This is a genomic window from Streptomyces sp. NPDC048275 (assembly GCF_040652275.1).
Classification (GTDB): Bacteria; Actinomycetota; Actinomycetes; order Streptomycetales; family Streptomycetaceae; genus Streptomyces.
On the sequence record NZ_JBEZLR010000004.1, the window covers coordinates 128,315 to 142,208 of the forward strand.

The 13,894-nt window shown below is 69.6% G+C and carries 13 protein-coding genes; 6 read left to right on the forward strand and 7 right to left on the reverse strand.

Going from position 1 to position 13,894, the window contains the following annotated elements:
• Nucleotides 1-74: 74 nt before the first annotated feature.
• The 3 genes from pknB (at nucleotide 75) to AB0D57_RS04545 (ending at nucleotide 3,585) form a co-directional block, all read left to right on the forward strand.
• Nucleotides 75-2,045: a Stk1 family PASTA domain-containing Ser/Thr kinase gene (gene pknB / locus AB0D57_RS04535; RefSeq protein WP_362066914.1), complete on the forward strand. Its 1,971-nt coding sequence runs from the start codon at nucleotides 75-77 to the stop codon at nucleotides 2,043-2,045.
• Between the two features lie 68 nt (nucleotides 2,046-2,113).
• Nucleotides 2,114-2,983, forward strand: a complete 870-nt coding sequence (locus tag AB0D57_RS04540) for a deoxyribonuclease IV (protein ID WP_362066916.1) — start codon at nucleotides 2,114-2,116, stop codon at nucleotides 2,981-2,983.
• A gap of 71 nt (nucleotides 2,984-3,054) precedes the next feature.
• Nucleotides 3,055-3,585, forward strand: a complete 531-nt coding sequence (locus AB0D57_RS04545; RefSeq protein WP_362066918.1) for a DUF4396 domain-containing protein — start codon at nucleotides 3,055-3,057, stop codon at nucleotides 3,583-3,585.
• A gap of 23 nt (nucleotides 3,586-3,608) precedes the next feature.
• Here the strand turns inward: AB0D57_RS04545 and AB0D57_RS04550 are convergent, their stop codons facing one another.
• Nucleotides 3,609-4,241: a sulfite oxidase-like oxidoreductase gene (locus AB0D57_RS04550; protein ID WP_362066920.1), complete on the reverse strand. Its 633-nt coding sequence runs from the start codon at nucleotides 4,239-4,241 to the stop codon at nucleotides 3,609-3,611.
• Between the two features lie 156 nt (nucleotides 4,242-4,397).
• Between AB0D57_RS04550 and bfr the strand changes: the two genes are divergently transcribed.
• Nucleotides 4,398-4,877: a bacterioferritin gene (bfr, locus tag AB0D57_RS04555; protein WP_362066922.1), complete on the forward strand. Its 480-nt coding sequence runs from the start codon at nucleotides 4,398-4,400 to the stop codon at nucleotides 4,875-4,877.
• 192 nt (nucleotides 4,878-5,069) lie between these two features.
• On the opposite strand, the gene AB0D57_RS04560 is transcribed toward bfr, so the two are convergent.
• The 3 genes from AB0D57_RS04560 to AB0D57_RS04570 all read right to left on the reverse strand — a co-directional run bounded on the left by AB0D57_RS04560 (nucleotide 5,070) and on the right by AB0D57_RS04570 (nucleotide 8,130).
• On the reverse strand, nucleotides 5,070-5,351 hold the full coding sequence (locus tag AB0D57_RS04560) for a (2Fe-2S)-binding protein (RefSeq protein WP_362066924.1): 282 nt from the start codon (nucleotides 5,349-5,351) through the stop codon (nucleotides 5,070-5,072).
• A gap of 131 nt (nucleotides 5,352-5,482) precedes the next feature.
• On the reverse strand, nucleotides 5,483-6,835 hold the full coding sequence (locus tag AB0D57_RS04565; protein WP_362066926.1) for a class II 3-deoxy-7-phosphoheptulonate synthase: 1,353 nt from the start codon (nucleotides 6,833-6,835) through the stop codon (nucleotides 5,483-5,485).
• A 143-nt stretch (nucleotides 6,836-6,978) separates the two neighbouring features.
• On the reverse strand, nucleotides 6,979-8,130 hold the full coding sequence (locus tag AB0D57_RS04570; protein ID WP_362066928.1) for a glycoside hydrolase domain-containing protein: 1,152 nt from the start codon (nucleotides 8,128-8,130) through the stop codon (nucleotides 6,979-6,981).
• Nucleotides 8,131-8,307: 177 nt separating this feature from the next.
• Here AB0D57_RS04570 and AB0D57_RS04575 point away from each other — a divergent pair, with 177 nt between their 5' ends.
• On the forward strand, nucleotides 8,308-8,364 hold the full coding sequence (locus AB0D57_RS04575) for a trp operon leader peptide (RefSeq protein ID WP_071528813.1): 57 nt from the start codon (nucleotides 8,308-8,310) through the stop codon (nucleotides 8,362-8,364).
• A 118-nt stretch (nucleotides 8,365-8,482) separates the two neighbouring features.
• Entirely contained in the window at nucleotides 8,483-10,390 is a 1,908-nt protein-coding gene (locus tag AB0D57_RS04580; RefSeq protein ID WP_362066930.1) for an anthranilate synthase family protein, read from the forward strand.
• On the opposite strand, the gene AB0D57_RS04585 is transcribed toward AB0D57_RS04580, so the two are convergent.
• The 3 genes from AB0D57_RS04585 to AB0D57_RS04595 all read right to left on the reverse strand — a co-directional run bounded on the left by AB0D57_RS04585 (nucleotide 10,342) and on the right by AB0D57_RS04595 (nucleotide 13,858).
• Complete coding sequence (locus AB0D57_RS04585; RefSeq protein ID WP_362066932.1) at nucleotides 10,342-11,337, reverse strand: 2-hydroxyacid dehydrogenase; 996 nt, start codon at nucleotides 11,335-11,337, stop codon at nucleotides 10,342-10,344. The genes AB0D57_RS04580 and AB0D57_RS04585 overlap by 49 nt on opposite strands.
• Nucleotides 11,338-12,016: 679 nt before the next feature.
• Nucleotides 12,017-13,045 (reverse strand): 6-phosphofructokinase, encoded by a 1,029-nt coding sequence (locus tag AB0D57_RS04590; protein ID WP_362066934.1) that lies wholly within the window; start codon nucleotides 13,043-13,045, stop codon nucleotides 12,017-12,019.
• A gap of 165 nt (nucleotides 13,046-13,210) precedes the next feature.
• On the reverse strand, nucleotides 13,211-13,858 hold the full coding sequence (locus AB0D57_RS04595) for a response regulator transcription factor (protein WP_362067067.1): 648 nt from the start codon (nucleotides 13,856-13,858) through the stop codon (nucleotides 13,211-13,213).
• Between the last annotated feature and the right edge of the window lie 36 nt (nucleotides 13,859-13,894).

A 13,894-nucleotide genomic window follows, 5' to 3' on the forward strand; every position in this document is an offset into this window, starting at 1 on the left:
AGGTCCGCTGCAGTCCCGGGCCTGTACGGGCCGAGCGGGCAGCGTTGACAGTGGCGGCTCGTACACTCGCCTGCGTGGATACGACCCTTCAGGACCCGCTTGTCGGGCGCGTGCTCGACGGCCGCTATCGCGTCGACGCACGGATCGCGGTCGGCGGGATGGCCACGGTCTATCGGGCCCTGGACACCCGCCTCGACCGCGTGCTCGCGCTCAAGGTGATGCACCCGACTCTGGCCGCCGACGGCTCGTTCGTCGAGCGGTTCATCCGGGAGGCCAAGTCGGTGGCCCGGCTCGCGCACCCCAATGTGGTGCAGGTCTTCGACCAGGGCACGGACGGGTCGTACGTCTATCTGGCCATGGAGTACGTCGCCGGGTGCACCCTGCGCGACGTGCTGCGCGATCGCGGGGCACTGCAGCCGCGGGCCGCGCTGGACATCCTGGAGCCGGTGCTGGCCGCCCTCGGCGCCGCGCACCGCGCCGGGTTCGTGCACCGCGACATGAAGCCGGAGAACGTCCTGATAGGGGACGACGGCCGGGTCAAGGTGGCGGACTTCGGACTGGTACGAGCCGTGGACACCGTCACGAACACGACGGGGGCCGTTCTCGGCACCGTGTCGTATCTCGCTCCGGAGCAGATCGAGCACGGCACCGCCGACACCCGCGTCGACGTCTACGCGTGCGGCGTCGTCCTCTACGAGATGCTCACCGGCGACAAGCCGCACTCCGGGGACTCCCCCGCCCAGGTGCTCTACCAGCACCTCCACGAGGACGTACCGGCTCCGTCGGCCGCCGTGCCGGGGATGGCCTTCGCCCTGGACGAGCTGGTCGCCTCGGCGACCGCCCGCAACCCCGAGGTGCGCCCGTACGACGCGGTGGAGCTCCTCGGCCAGGTCCTTCAGGCGCGGACCGGGCTCACCGCCGAACAGCTCGACGCCGTGCCGCCCCGGGCGCTCGCCTCGGGCCACGGCAACGCCGAGGACCGTACGAGTGTGATCCCGCGCTCGCTGTCCCTGCCGCGGCTGCTGCCGGTGAACGAGCACGACGAGAACGACGCTGCCGCACTCAACCGGACCAGCCGGTTCGAGCACACCAGCCGGTTCGAGTCCGGGCCGCCCCCGGCGTCGCGGCGCGCCTCGCGCCCCCGGAGCGGGATGCCCGCACCGCGGCGCGGGACGATCGCGATCGTCACCGCGATCCTGCTGGTCCTCGGCCTCGGCGCGGGCGTCTGGTACATCAACTCCGGCCAGTTCACCAAGGTCCCGCTGCTGCTGGCGCAGACCGAGGCGCAGGCCAAGTCGCGGATCGAGGGAGCCGGTCTCGACGTAGGGAAGGTCACTCGGCGAAACAGCGACACCGTCAAGCGCGGCACGGTCATCAGCAGCGACCCGGCGCCAGGCTCCCGGATCCGTGACAACGACTCCGTGGCGCTGGTCATCTCTTCCGGCCCGGGGACAGTGAAGGTGCCCGATCTGCAGGGCTACCGGCTGGACAAGGCGAAGGCCGTGCTGAGGGACGAGGGCCTGGCGCCCGGCATGGTCACGCGCACGTTCAGCGAGGACGTCCCCCGGGGCTTCGTGATCAGCACGGACCCGGATGCGGGGACCACGCGGCGTTCCGGGTCGGCCGTCGCGATCACCGTCAGCAAGGGCAGCCCGGTGGAGATCGCGGAGGTCACGGGCGCGTCCGTCGAGGACGCCACGGCGGAGCTGGAGCAGGCGGGTCTGAAGGTGAGGATCGCCTCGAAGCAGGTCAACTCGGAGTTCGACAAGGGTCTGGTCGCCGAACAGTCGCCGGGCGCGGGCCGCCAGGCCGCCGAGGGCGACATCGTGACGCTGACGATCTCCAAGGGTCCCGAGATAGTCGAGGTCCCGGACGTGGTGGGTGACAGCGTGGACGACGCCAAGCAGACTCTGGAGGATGCCGGGTTCGAGGTCGACGAGGACCGTGGGCTGCTCGGACTCTTCGGGGACACGGTCAGGAGCCAGTCGGTGGACGGCGGTGAGACGGCGCCCAAGGGGTCGACGATCACCATCGAGATCCGCTGAGGCCGGGCGGGAGGCAGGCGTGAGGTCCGCCGACGGGGCGCCCGGGGCCGCATGACACCCTGATGGGTGTGACCAGCAAGCAGCTCCGCAACCCCGTCGGCGGCCATGTTCCCGTGGCCGGCGGTCTCAACTCCGTCGGCCTGACCTACGCGCGCGACCTCCGGGCCGAGACCGTCCAGGTGTTCGTCGCCAACCCGCGTGGTTGGGCGACGCCCGCCGGAAACCCGAAGCAGGATGAGGAGTTCCGCGCCGCCTGCGCCGCCGAGTCGATCCCCGCGTACGTCCATGCCCCGTATCTGATCAACTTCGGCTCGCACACCGAGGCGACGGTCGAGAAGTCGGTGCAGTCGCTGCGGCATTCCTTGCGACGCGGGCGGGAGATCGGCGTCCTGGGCGTGGTCGTGCACACCGGGAGCGCCACCGGTGGCCGGGACCGGTCCGTCGCGCTCAAGCAGGTACGTGAGTATCTGTTGCCCCTGCTGGACGAGTTGACCCACGACGACGACCCGTTCCTGCTGCTCGAGTCGACCGCGGGCCAGGGTGCCTCCCTCTGCTCCCGCACCTGGGACTTCGGGCCGTACTTCGACGCACTGGACGCCCACCCGAAGCTGGGCGTCTGCCTCGACACCTGCCACATCTACGCGGCGGGCCACGACCTGACCGGGCCGACCGGCATGCACCAGACCCTCGATCTGCTGGTCGACACCGTCGGCGAGGGCCGGCTCAAGCTGATCCACGCCAACGACTCCAAGGATGTGGTCGGCGCTCACAAGGACCGCCACGAGAACATCGGCTCCGGCCACATCGGCGAGGACCCGTTCCGCGCTCTGATGACCCACCCCGCCACCGAGGGCGTACCGCTGATCATCGAAACGCCGGGCGGGAAGGAGGGACACGCGGCGGACGTGGAACGGCTGAAAAAACTCAGGGACGACTGACGGGAATACCCCTAGGGGGTATATGGTTCTGGCTCGGTGCAGGAACTGTCGTCCGACGCTGGGGGCCGGCCATGCGGCACGAAGAACACGCGCACCACGAGGAGCACGCGCGCCAAGAGGAACACGCGCATCACGAGACGCACACGCACCACCAGGAACACCCGACCGCGAGCTGGTCCATGGCCGTCCAGGCCACCCTCCACTGCCTCACCGGCTGCGCCATCGGCGAGGTGCTCGGCATGGTGATCGGCACCGCCCTCGGCTGGGGCAACGCGCCGACGCTGATCCTGGCGATCACGCTCGCCTTCTTCTTCGGCTACGCGCTCACGCTGCGCGGAGTACTGAGAGCGGGCGTCGGCCTGCGGACCGCGATCCGGGTGGCACTCGCCGCCGACACCCTCTCCATCGCCGTGATGGAGCTGGTCGACAACGGCGTGATCACGCTATGGCCGGGAGCGATGGACGCGAACCTCGGCGACCCGCTGTTCTGGGGCGCGCTCGCGTTCTCACTGGCGGTCGCCTTCGTGGTCACCACCCCGGTCAACAAGTGGACCATCGGCCGCGGCAAGGGCCACGCCGTGGTGCACCGGTATCACCACTGACCGGCGCTCGTACGGTGCGGGAGTCAGAGCTCGGGGCCGTCCCCGGGCTCCTCCTGGTACGAGTAGCGCTGCTCGCGCCACGGGTCGCCGATGTTGTGATAGCCGCGCTCCTCCCAGAAGCCGCGACGGTCGGCCGTCATGTACTCCACACCGCGGACCCACTTGGGCCCCTTCCAGGCGTAGAGGTGGGGAACGACGAGGCGAAGCGGGAAGCCGTGCTCCGCGGTGAGCAGTTCGCCGTCCTTGTGGGTGGCGAAGATCGTGCGGTCGGAGGCGAAGTCCTCGAGGCGCAGATTCGAGCTGAATCCGTACTCGGCCCAGACCATGACATGAGTGGCGGCAGGCGCGGGCGGGGCGATTTCCAGGATCGTACGCGCCGGGATGCCGCCCCATTCGGCCCCGATCATGCTGAACTTCGTGACACAGTGCAGATCGGCCACGACGGTGGCGTACGGCAGGGCTGTGAACTCCTCGTGGCTCCAGCAGTGCTTCTCACCGTCGGCGGTGGCGCCGAAGACCCTGAACTCCCAGCGTTCGGAGCGGAACTTGGGCACAGGGCCGTAGTGCGTGACCGGCCAGCCGCGCTGCAGTCGCTGCCCCGGCGGAAGCTCCGGCTGTGCCGCTTCTCCAGTTCTGTGCTCCACCGGCTGACCCATGACTCCATCCTGACAGACCCGGGACAGTGCCCCTGACCAGCTTCGGGCCAATTCGGGGCAACTCCTACTAAGCGTGTACTTACTGGACGCCTGCGAGGCGCCGGTGCAAGGATGCGGCGCAACCTGCCCAGTTCCCGCCTGGAAGGAGCCTCTGCGATGCAGGGCGACCCCGAGGTCCTCGAGTTTCTGAACGAACAGCTCACCGGCGAATTGACGGCGATCAACCAGTACTGGCTGCACTACCGCATCCAGGACAACAAGGGCTGGACCAAGCTCGCCAAGTACACGCGCGCGGAATCCATCGACGAGATGAAGCACGCGGACAAGATCACCGAGCGCATCCTCATGCTGGACGGCCTGCCGAACTACCAGCGGCTCTTCCACGTCCGCGTGGGGCAGACACTCACCGAGATGTTCCAGGCCGACCGGCAGGTGGAAGTCGAGGCGATCGACCGCCTCAAGCGCGGGATCGAGGTGATGCGCGCCAAGGGCGACATCACGTCCGCGAACATCTTCGAGTCGATCCTCGAGGACGAGGAGCACCACATCGACTATCTGGACACGCAGCTCGAGCTGGTGGAAAAGCTCGGCGAGTCGCTCTACATCGCGCAGCAGATCGAGCAGCCGGACAGCTGAACGGCTCAGGGCCTGTCCGGCGGATCATGCCGGAGACGCGGGGTCTGGCACGCCGATCTGCGGCGTTGTCGTCGGTTGCCGACGCTCCGCGTCGACGCCCTCCTCCGCCTTGCAGCTCAACGCACCAGACCCCGCTCGCCTGCGCTGACAAGGCGCCGCTGCTTCCCTCCGGCCTGATCCGCCGGACAGGCCCTAAGCGGCCTCGTCCAACGACGCGGACACCGGGACCTGCGAGAGAACCGGCCTACCCTCGTCCGCAAGCTCACGGCGCGGGCACGCGCCCCGGCCCAGCAGGGCCTGAATCCTGCGGACGCACGAACCACAGTCCGTGCCCGCCTTGCACGCCGACGCTATCTGCCGGGGGGTACAGGCACCGCCCTCCGCGTGCTTCTTCACCTGCGCCTCGGTCACACCGAAGCAGTTGCAGACGTACACGCGGTTCACCTCCCGGCGGGATTCATCAGGTCGTGCCATCCCCTTAATCGGTGAGGCTAACCTAACCTTACCCGTCTCGCAGGGTCCGTAAAAGTGGAGAGGGGCGCGGATCGTATGTGATCCGCGCCCCAATACACGCACCCATAACAGGCGCACCAGCCAGTGGACGGCTACTGGTCCCGGTACATCTCGGCGACCAGGAAGGCCAGGTCAAGGGACTGGCTGCGGTTCAGGCGCGGGTCGCAGGCCGTCTCGTAGCGCTGGTGCAGGTCGTCGACGAAGATCTCGTCGCCGCCCCCCACGCACTCGGTGACGTCGTCACCGGTGAGCTCGACATGGATGCCGCCCGGGTGCGTGCCCAGACCCTTGTGGACCTCGAAGAAGCCCTTGACCTCGTCGAGCACGTCGTCGAAGCGGCGGGTCTTGTGACCCGAGGCCGCCTCAAAGGTGTTTCCGTGCATCGGGTCGGTCACCCAGGCCACGGTCGCGCCGGAGGCGGAGACCTTCTCGACCAGCTCGGGCAGCTTGTCGCGGACCTTGTCCGCGCCCATCCGCACGATGAAGGTCAGGCGGCCCGGCTCGCGGTCCGGGTCGAGACGCTCGATGTACTGCAGCGCCTCCTCGGCCGTCGTCGTCGGGCCCAGCTTGATCCCGATCGGGTTGCGGATCTTCGAGGCGAACTCGATGTGCGCGCCGTCCAGCTGACGGGTGCGCTCACCGATCCACACCATGTGGCCCGAGACGTCGTACAGGTGGCCCGTACGCGAGTCGACGCGGGTCAGAGCCGACTCGTAGTCGAGGAGCAGCGCCTCGTGGGAGGCGTAGAACTCGACGGTCTTGAACTCCTCCGGGTCCGTCCCGCAGGCGCGCATGAAGTTCATCGCGTTGTCGATCTCACGCGCGAGCTGCTCGTAGCGCTGGCCGGACGGGGACGACTTCACGAAGTCCTGGTTCCAGGCGTGCACCTGGCGCAGGTCGGCGTAGCCGCCGGTGGTGAAGGCGCGGACCAGGTTGAGCGTGGAAGCGGAGGCGTTGTACATCCGCTTCAGGCGCTCGGGGTCCGGGATACGGGCCTTCTCGTTGAAGTCGAAGCCGTTGACCGAGTCACCGCGGTACGTCGGCAGGGTCACGCCGTCGCGGGTCTCGGTGCCCTTGGAGCGCGGCTTGGAGTACTGGCCGGCGATGCGGCCGACCTTCACGACCGGCACCGAGGCGGCGTACGTGAGCACGGCGCCCATCTGGAGCAGGGTCTTGAGCTTGTTGCGGATGTGGTCGGCCGACACCGCGTCGAAGGCCTCGGCGCAGTCGCCGCCCTGGAGAAGGAACGCCTCTCCCTTGGCGACGGACGCCATCCGGGCGCGCAGCTGGTCGCACTCGCCCGCGAAGACGAGCGGCGGATACGACTCGAGGTCCGCGATCACATCGCGCAGGGCCTCGGCATCGGGGTACTCGGGCTGCTGCGCCGCGGGCAGGTCTCGCCAGGTGTTGCCAGCGCTCGCGCTGGACTTAGCGTTCACGGTCACCCGTACAACATTACGGGGTCATGTCGGGCGTCCATCCCCATGCCCATCAATTGAGACGGGCAGCGCTCGATCGGGAGTGCTCCGGGCGTCCCCACGAGAGGTCCGTGCGGTCGCCCGGAGCAGGCACGTTGCGGATCCACCCGCTAATCCACGTCGAGCCGGTCCCGGTCGATGGAGATCTTCACGCCGCCGTGGGTCTCGGTCGTGTTGCCCTTGTACTGGTGAACGCGCTGGTGCTTGGCCCACAGGCTCGCGGGAATCGTCGGATCGGCAGTCGTCGGCAGGCCGTTCCAGCGGGCGAAATGGATCACGTCGGGCAGGGTGATGCGACTGCGGTTGGTCACCAGGTCGGTGACCAGGGACGAGGTGCTGCCGTATGCGCCGGAGCGGTAGCCCAGTGTGTGCAGGCGCTCGGTATACGCGTCGAGGTAGGCCAGCACCTGGCTGGTCACGGTGGGGGTGGGGTTGTAGTGCTCCAGGTCGTTGTAGATCACCGTGCCCTTGTCGAAGCCCAGCGCGGCCGCCTGCCGGGCCGCGTCGTCGGCGGCTGCGGTGCCCTCCGGCACGGGGTTGCTGATCGGCACGCAGTTCCCTCCGCAACTGCCCCCGTCGGCGGAGGGTTGCCGGCCGACGTACAGCGGGAAGAACCGCCAGCCGTTGGTGTACTGCGTCCGCAGCCATCCGGCGGTGAGTCTGGACTGGGCGCAGGCGCGGTTGATCCCGCCGATATAGACACCGACGGCCCCGTAGTCGGAGTCGTCCCGCCAGGCGTCCATCGCCGACTGGCCCGGCGCGGTGCAGGCGTCGAAGCCCTCGCCCCGGAAGGACGTCGCGTCGACGGGGAGGGGCGTCGCGGCGGGCGCCCCGGCGGTCGGCTCGGCCTGCGCGGCGGCGACGGGCAGACCGGCGCCCCGCAGGATGTCCCGGATCCGCTGACGGTCCTGCCCGTAGGCGGCGGTCACGGCGATCCGGTCGGCGGTGACCCGGTAGGTGCGGGCGGTGCGGTTCTCGGTGGCGGTACTCCGCACGGCGGCGGTGGGCTGGATCAGCAGCGCTTCGGTATGTCCTGCTGCTCCCGCCGGACAGTCCTGCCGGTCGCCGGGCGTGCCGAAGTACACCGCGTGCCGGTCGAACCGGACGCAGACGTCGGGATGTTTCTCCAGGTCGACGACCTGCCAGGAGTCGGGGACGGTGAAGTCGTGGCCGCGGTAGCTGACCGTGGTCGTGTCGTCGGTCTCGGTGGCGCGGGCGGCGCCGAGCGGGCCTGCGGCGAGGGCCGCTGCCGCGGCGAACACCGTGAGCGCGCGGACGCCTCCGCGGCGGAGCTGGGGTGAACGGACTGCGTGAATGGCTCACTCCTCGGTCGGGCTTGATTGCCATGCCATCCATGGCCGGTGACCGGTCAGTCCGAACGTCGCGCGCGATCGGTTCACGCTGTTGCCCGACCCTCGACGTCGGGTAAGGTGCGGCGCATGTTCGCGCACTCGACCCAGAACTGGTGGTGGACCGCTCATCCGGCGGCCCACTGACTGCGCGTACGCAAGACTTCGCGAAGGCCGCCCGAGGGGCGGCCTTCGGTGTTTCCCGGGGTCGTTCCTCTCTCAGCGCCTCTCCCCGTGAGCTCTCCGAGTGAGAAGGAACAGACCGATGAACCTGCTCGACCTGCTGGACGATCCCCGTCCGTTCGCCCTGCTGCGCCGCCGCACTCCGGGCCACGACCACGAGAGCGTGGAGCTGCTGCTCGGCCCGGTCAGCACCTACGACCGTCTCGCCGACCTCCCCGACGAAGGCCTCGCGCTCATCCCGTACCGGCAGATCCGGGAGCGCGGTTTCGACGTCCGCGACGACGGCACCCCGCTCGCGGCGCTGATCCCCGAGGAGAGGTACGAACTGCCGCTGGAGCAGGTGCTGTCGGAGCTGCCCACGCACGATGTGCGGGTCGAGGGCGGCGGTTTCGACGTCGCCGACGAGGAGTACGCCGACATCGTGGGGCGCGTGCTGCGCGAGGAGATCGGACGCGGCGAGGGCGCGAACTTCGTCATCCGGCGTACGTACGAGGGGGAGATCCCGGGGTTCGGGAGGGCCGACGCCCTTGCTCTGTTCCGTCGGCTGCTTGTCGGGGAGCGCGGCGCGTACTGGACGTTCGTGGTGCACACGGGGGAGCGCACGCTGGTGGGGGCGAGCCCCGAGGTGCATGTGCGGATGTCCGGCGGGACCGTCGTGATGAACCCGATCAGCGGGACGTACCGCTATCCGGCCGAGGGCCCCTCCGTGGACGGCCTGCTCGGCTTCCTCTCCGACGGCAAGGAGATCGAGGAGCTCTCGATGGTCGTCGACGAGGAGCTCAAGATGATGTGCACGGTCGGCGACATGGGCGGTGTCGTCATCGGGCCGCGGCTGAAGGAGATGGCCCATCTCGCGCACACCGAGTACGAGTTGCGGGGGCGGTCCTCGCTGGATGTGCGGGACGTCCTGCGCGAAACCATGTTCGCGGCGACCGTCACGGGGTCACCGGTGCAGAACGCGTGCCGGGTGATCGAGCGCCACGAGGTCGGCGGGCGGGGCTATTACGCGGGGGCGCTGGCCCTGATCGGGCGCGATGCGGGCGGGGCCCAGACCCTCGACTCCCCCATCCTGATCCGGACCGCCGACATCGACGCGGGCGGTCGGCTGCGGGTACCGGTCGGCGCCACGCTCGTACGGGGATCGGATCCGGCGGGCGAGGTCGCCGAGACGCATGCGAAGGCGGCCGGGGTGCTGGGGGCGCTGGGGGTCGTCGGGAAGAGGCCGCGCGCCGAGGGCGTACGGGCGAAGCTGGCCGACGATCCGCGGGTGCGGGCGGCGCTCGACGGGCGGCGGGACTCGCTCGCGCCGTTCTGGCTGCGGATGCAGGAGCGGTCCGAGGCGCTTCAGGGGCACGCGCTCGTCGTGGACGGCGAGGACACGTTCACGGCGATGCTGGCGCATGTGCTGCGGTCGTCGGGGCTGGAGGTGACCGTGCGACGGTATGACGAGCCGGGGCTGCGGGAGGCGGTTCTCGCGCACCCGGGGCCGGTCGTGCTGGGCCCCGGTCCGGGTGACCCGTCGGACGTGGCCGATCCCAAGATGCGGTTCCTGCGGGCGCTCACGTCGGAGGTCGTCCGGGGGCACCGGCACGGCTTGTTCGGCGTCTGCCTCGGCCACGAGCTGATCGCGGCGGAGCTGGGCCTGGAGATCGTACGGAAGGAAGTGCCGTACCAGGGCGCGCAGACGGAGGTCGATCTCTTCGGCCGGGCCGAGACGGTCGGGTTCTACAACAGCTTCGTGGCGCGCTGTGATGCCGAGGTCGCGGCGGAGCTGGCTGCCCGTGACGTCGAGGTGAGCCGCAGTGACAGCGGAGAGGTGCACGCGCTGCGCGGGCCACGTCGTGCCGGAGGCGCGCCCAGGGATGCAGTCGCGGGGGTGCAGTTCCACCCGGAGTCGGTGCTGACGCTGAACGGGACCGCCGTCGTACGGGAGCTGATCGGTCAGCTGGTGGGCACCAGCACGTTCTCCGAGCGGCGGCCCGCCGTGTAGTCGAGGACATTGCGCACCGTGGTGTCGATGATCTGGCCGACGGCGTCGACGGTGTAGTACGCCTGGTGGGAAGTGACCAGGACGTTCGGGAACGTGACGAGGCGGGCCAGGGTGTCGTCCTCGACGGCCTCCAGGGACTTGTCGAGGAAGAAGAGCCCCGCCTCCGCCTCGTACACGTCGAGGCCGATGCCTGTGAAGCGGCCCTCGCGCAGTTCGGCGACAAGGGCCTGGGTGTCGATCAGGCCGCCGCGGCTGGAGTTCACCAGGATCGCGTCGTCCTTCATCGCGCGCAGCGCGGCGGCGTCGATGAGGCGCTGGGTTTCCGGCATCAGTGGCACGTGCAGGGTGACCAGGTCGGACTCGGCGAGGAGTTCCTCCTTGGGGACGTACTTCATGCCGAGGTCGAGGCAGGCGGGGTTCTGAGCGACGTCCCAGCCGAGCAGGTTCATGCCGAAGCCGTGGGCGATCCGGGCGAACGCCTCGCCGATCTTGCCGGTGCCGAGGATCCCGGCGGTGCGGCCGTGCATGTCGCGGCCCATCAGCCCGTCGAGGCGGAAGTCGAAGTCGCGGGTGCGGGTGGCGGCGCGCACGATACGGCGGTTGACGGCCATGCCGAGCGTCCAGGCGAACTCGGCGACCGAGTACGGCGAGTAGTACGAGACCCGGGCGACCGTCATGCCGAGGCGCTCGGCGACCTCGAGGTCGATGTTGTTGAAGCCGGTGGAACGCTGGGCGATCAGCTGGGTCCCGCCGGTCGCGAGGGTCTGGAGCACCCGGTGGCCCAGTCCGCAGTTGACGCTGGTGGAGACGGCCTCGTACCCGGCCGCGATGGGAGCGGTGTCCTGCGTCAGGAAGACGTCGAGGCAGCGGACCTCGTGATGGCCCGCGAAGGCCTTCTCGAGCAGGGGCCTCTCGTCGGCCTGGACGCCGAAGGCAAGGATTTCCACGGGGCCCTCCCGGGGGGTGCGGGGGCTTTACGGGGGTGCGGGCGTTACGGCGGTGCGGGGGGATTACGGGGGTGCGCGGGGCTTGGCTGGGGGCTGGCTTCACGGGGTTTCACTGAGCTCTTCGCGGTGCTTTCGCCATCCTTCCGGTTCATAGCCACCGGCGCAGCCGCTCGGCCAAGTCGCGGCCCTGCGCCGGGCGGCACGCCCTCGATCGGGCGGTCACCGCGACGAGCGGGTAGGCCGGGCAGCACGGGGAGGGTGGACCAGCATGCGGCGAGCCGACGGCCGAGCTCGGCGAGGAATCCCGTCATGCGGCCGCCGCCCTCAGCCGTCGGCGACGAACCGCACCGGTCGCTCGGGGGCCCTCCCCCGCGTGGCGCTGAACCACGCGGGGGGCAGGCGCCGACGGGACACAGGTAAATGCCGAGGGCGGGCGGGCCCGCGTGTGATCACGCTGCGTGGCACCCGCGGACCGATGACGGACACGTCCAGCACAGCGAGGACCTCGTCGAAGCCCGCACCCTCACACCACCGCCGGACCGCTTGTTCCAGGGCCCGGGGACCGAAGGCCCAGGCAACCGAGAAGCCTGGGTCCTGGGCCATGGGCCGCGGGGCCGGACCCCGGGAGGCCCGGACCCCGGGAGGCCCAGGGACCGGAAAGCCCAGGGACCCGCGTGGGTCAGCCGAAGAAGACGCCTACCTCCTCGTACAGCTTTGGGTCGACCGTCTTCAGTTTGGATGTGGCCTCCGAGATCGGGACGCGGACGATGTCCGTGCCGCGCAGGGCGACCATCTTGCCGAAGTCGCCGTCGCGGACGGCGTCGATGGCGTGCAGCCCGAAGCGGGTGGCGAGCCAGCGGTCGAAGGCGCTGGGCGTACCACCACGCTGGACGTGGCCGAGAACCGTGGTGCGGGCCTCCTTGCCGGTGCGCTTCTCGATCTCCTTGGCCAGCCACTCCCCGACTCCGGAGAGGCGGACGTGGCCGAAGGAGTCGAGCGAGCCGTCCTTGAGGACCACGTCACCGTCCTTGGGCATCGCCCCTTCGGCGACGACCACGATCGGGGCGTACGAGGCCTTGAAACGCGAGGTCACCCACGCACAGACCTGCTCGACGTCGAAGCGCTGCTCGGGGATGAGGATGACGTTCGCGCCGCCCGCGAGCCCGGAGTGGATAGCGATCCAGCCCGCGTGCCGACCCATCACCTCCACCACGAGGACCCGCATGTGCGACTCCGCGGTGGTGTGCAGACGGTCGATCGCCTCCGTCGCGATGCCCACGGCCGTGTCGAAGCCGAAGGTGTAGTCGGTGGCGGAGAGGTCGTTGTCGATGGTCTTCGGTACGCCGACGACATGGATGCCGTACTCGTCGGCCAGACGCGCGGCGACGCCCAGGGTGTCCTCGCCGCCGATCGCGATGAGCGCCTCGACCTCCTGCTTGGCGAGGTTCTCCTTGATCCGGCGGATGCCGTTCTCCTGCTTCAGGGGATTTGTGCGCGAGGAGCCGAGGATGGTGCCGCCGCGGGGCAGGATGCCGCGCACGGCGGGAATGTCGAGCCGGACGGTGTCGTTGTCGAGCGGCCCGCGCCAGCCGTCCCGGAAGCCGACGAAGTCGTAGCCGTACTCCTGCACGCCCTTGCGGACGACGCCTCGGATGACGGCGTTGAGTCCGGGGCAGTCGCCGCCTCCGGTCAATACTCCGACCCGCATGGAAAATCCCTTCGCCGCGGTTGCCTGATGGGACTCACGCTAATAGTGATCCAGGTCACTTCGGCATGGGGCGGAACGGCGATTCCGGTGAATTGTGCGGGTGTTGATCAGTCGCTTTCACTCGAAGGTGGGTGTGCGTCAGGTTTACGCCTTGGTCCGTGAGGTTTACGCCTCGTCCAGGCCGCGCTCTATGGCATAGCGCACCAGCTCCACGCGGTTGTGGAGTTGCAGCTTGCCCAGGGTGTTCTGCACATGGTTTTGAACCGTGCGGTGGGAGATGACGAGGCGCTCGGCGATCTGCTTGTAGCTCAGGCCCTTGGCAACCAGGCGCAGCACCTCGGTCTCGCGGTCGGTGAGTTGCGGGGCCTTGGGCTCGTCGGCACCCGCGGCGGGCACGGGCTCGGAGGCGAGTCGGCGGTATTCGCCGAGGACCAGACCCGCGAGGCCCGGTGTGAACACCGGGTCGCCGACGGCCGTACGGCGCACCGCGTCGGTCAGCTCCTGCGTGGACGCCGACTTGAGCAGATAGCCGGTGGCACCGGACTTCACCGCTTCCAGCACATCGGCGTGCTCACCGCTGGCCGACAGGACGAGGACGCGCAACGCCGGGTTGGCGCCGACCAGTTCCTTGCAGACCTGGACGCCGGGTTTGGCGGGCAGGTTCAGGTCGAGCACGAGGACGTCGGGCGCGGCGGCCCGGGCGCGGCGCACCGCCTGCTCGCCGTCGCCCGCGGTGGCGACCACCTCGAAGCCGGACGCGGCCAGGTCGCGGGCGACGGCGTCGCGCCACATGGGGTGGTCGTCCACCACCATGACCTTGATCGGGTCCTCGCCCACGCGCTTCTCCGT

Coding starts and splice junctions, on each gene's coding strand:
- AB0D57_RS04545 (WP_362066918.1), top strand. CDS start 3,055: ATGCGGCACGAAGAACACGCGCACCACGAGGAGCACGCGCGCCAAGAG.
- AB0D57_RS04550 (WP_362066920.1), bottom strand. CDS start 4,241: ATGGGTCAGCCGGTGGAGCACAGAACTGGAGAAGCGGCACAGCCGGAG.
- bfr (WP_362066922.1), top strand. CDS start 4,398: ATGCAGGGCGACCCCGAGGTCCTCGAGTTTCTGAACGAACAGCTCACC.
- AB0D57_RS04560 (WP_362066924.1), bottom strand. CDS start 5,351: ATGGCACGACCTGATGAATCCCGCCGGGAGGTGAACCGCGTGTACGTC.
- AB0D57_RS04580 (WP_362066930.1), top strand. CDS start 8,483: ATGAACCTGCTCGACCTGCTGGACGATCCCCGTCCGTTCGCCCTGCTG.
- AB0D57_RS04590 (WP_362066934.1), bottom strand. CDS start 13,045: ATGCGGGTCGGAGTATTGACCGGAGGCGGCGACTGCCCCGGACTCAAC.
- AB0D57_RS04595 (WP_362067067.1), bottom strand. CDS start 13,858: ATGGTGGTGGACGACCACCCCATGTGGCGCGACGCCGTCGCCCGCGAC.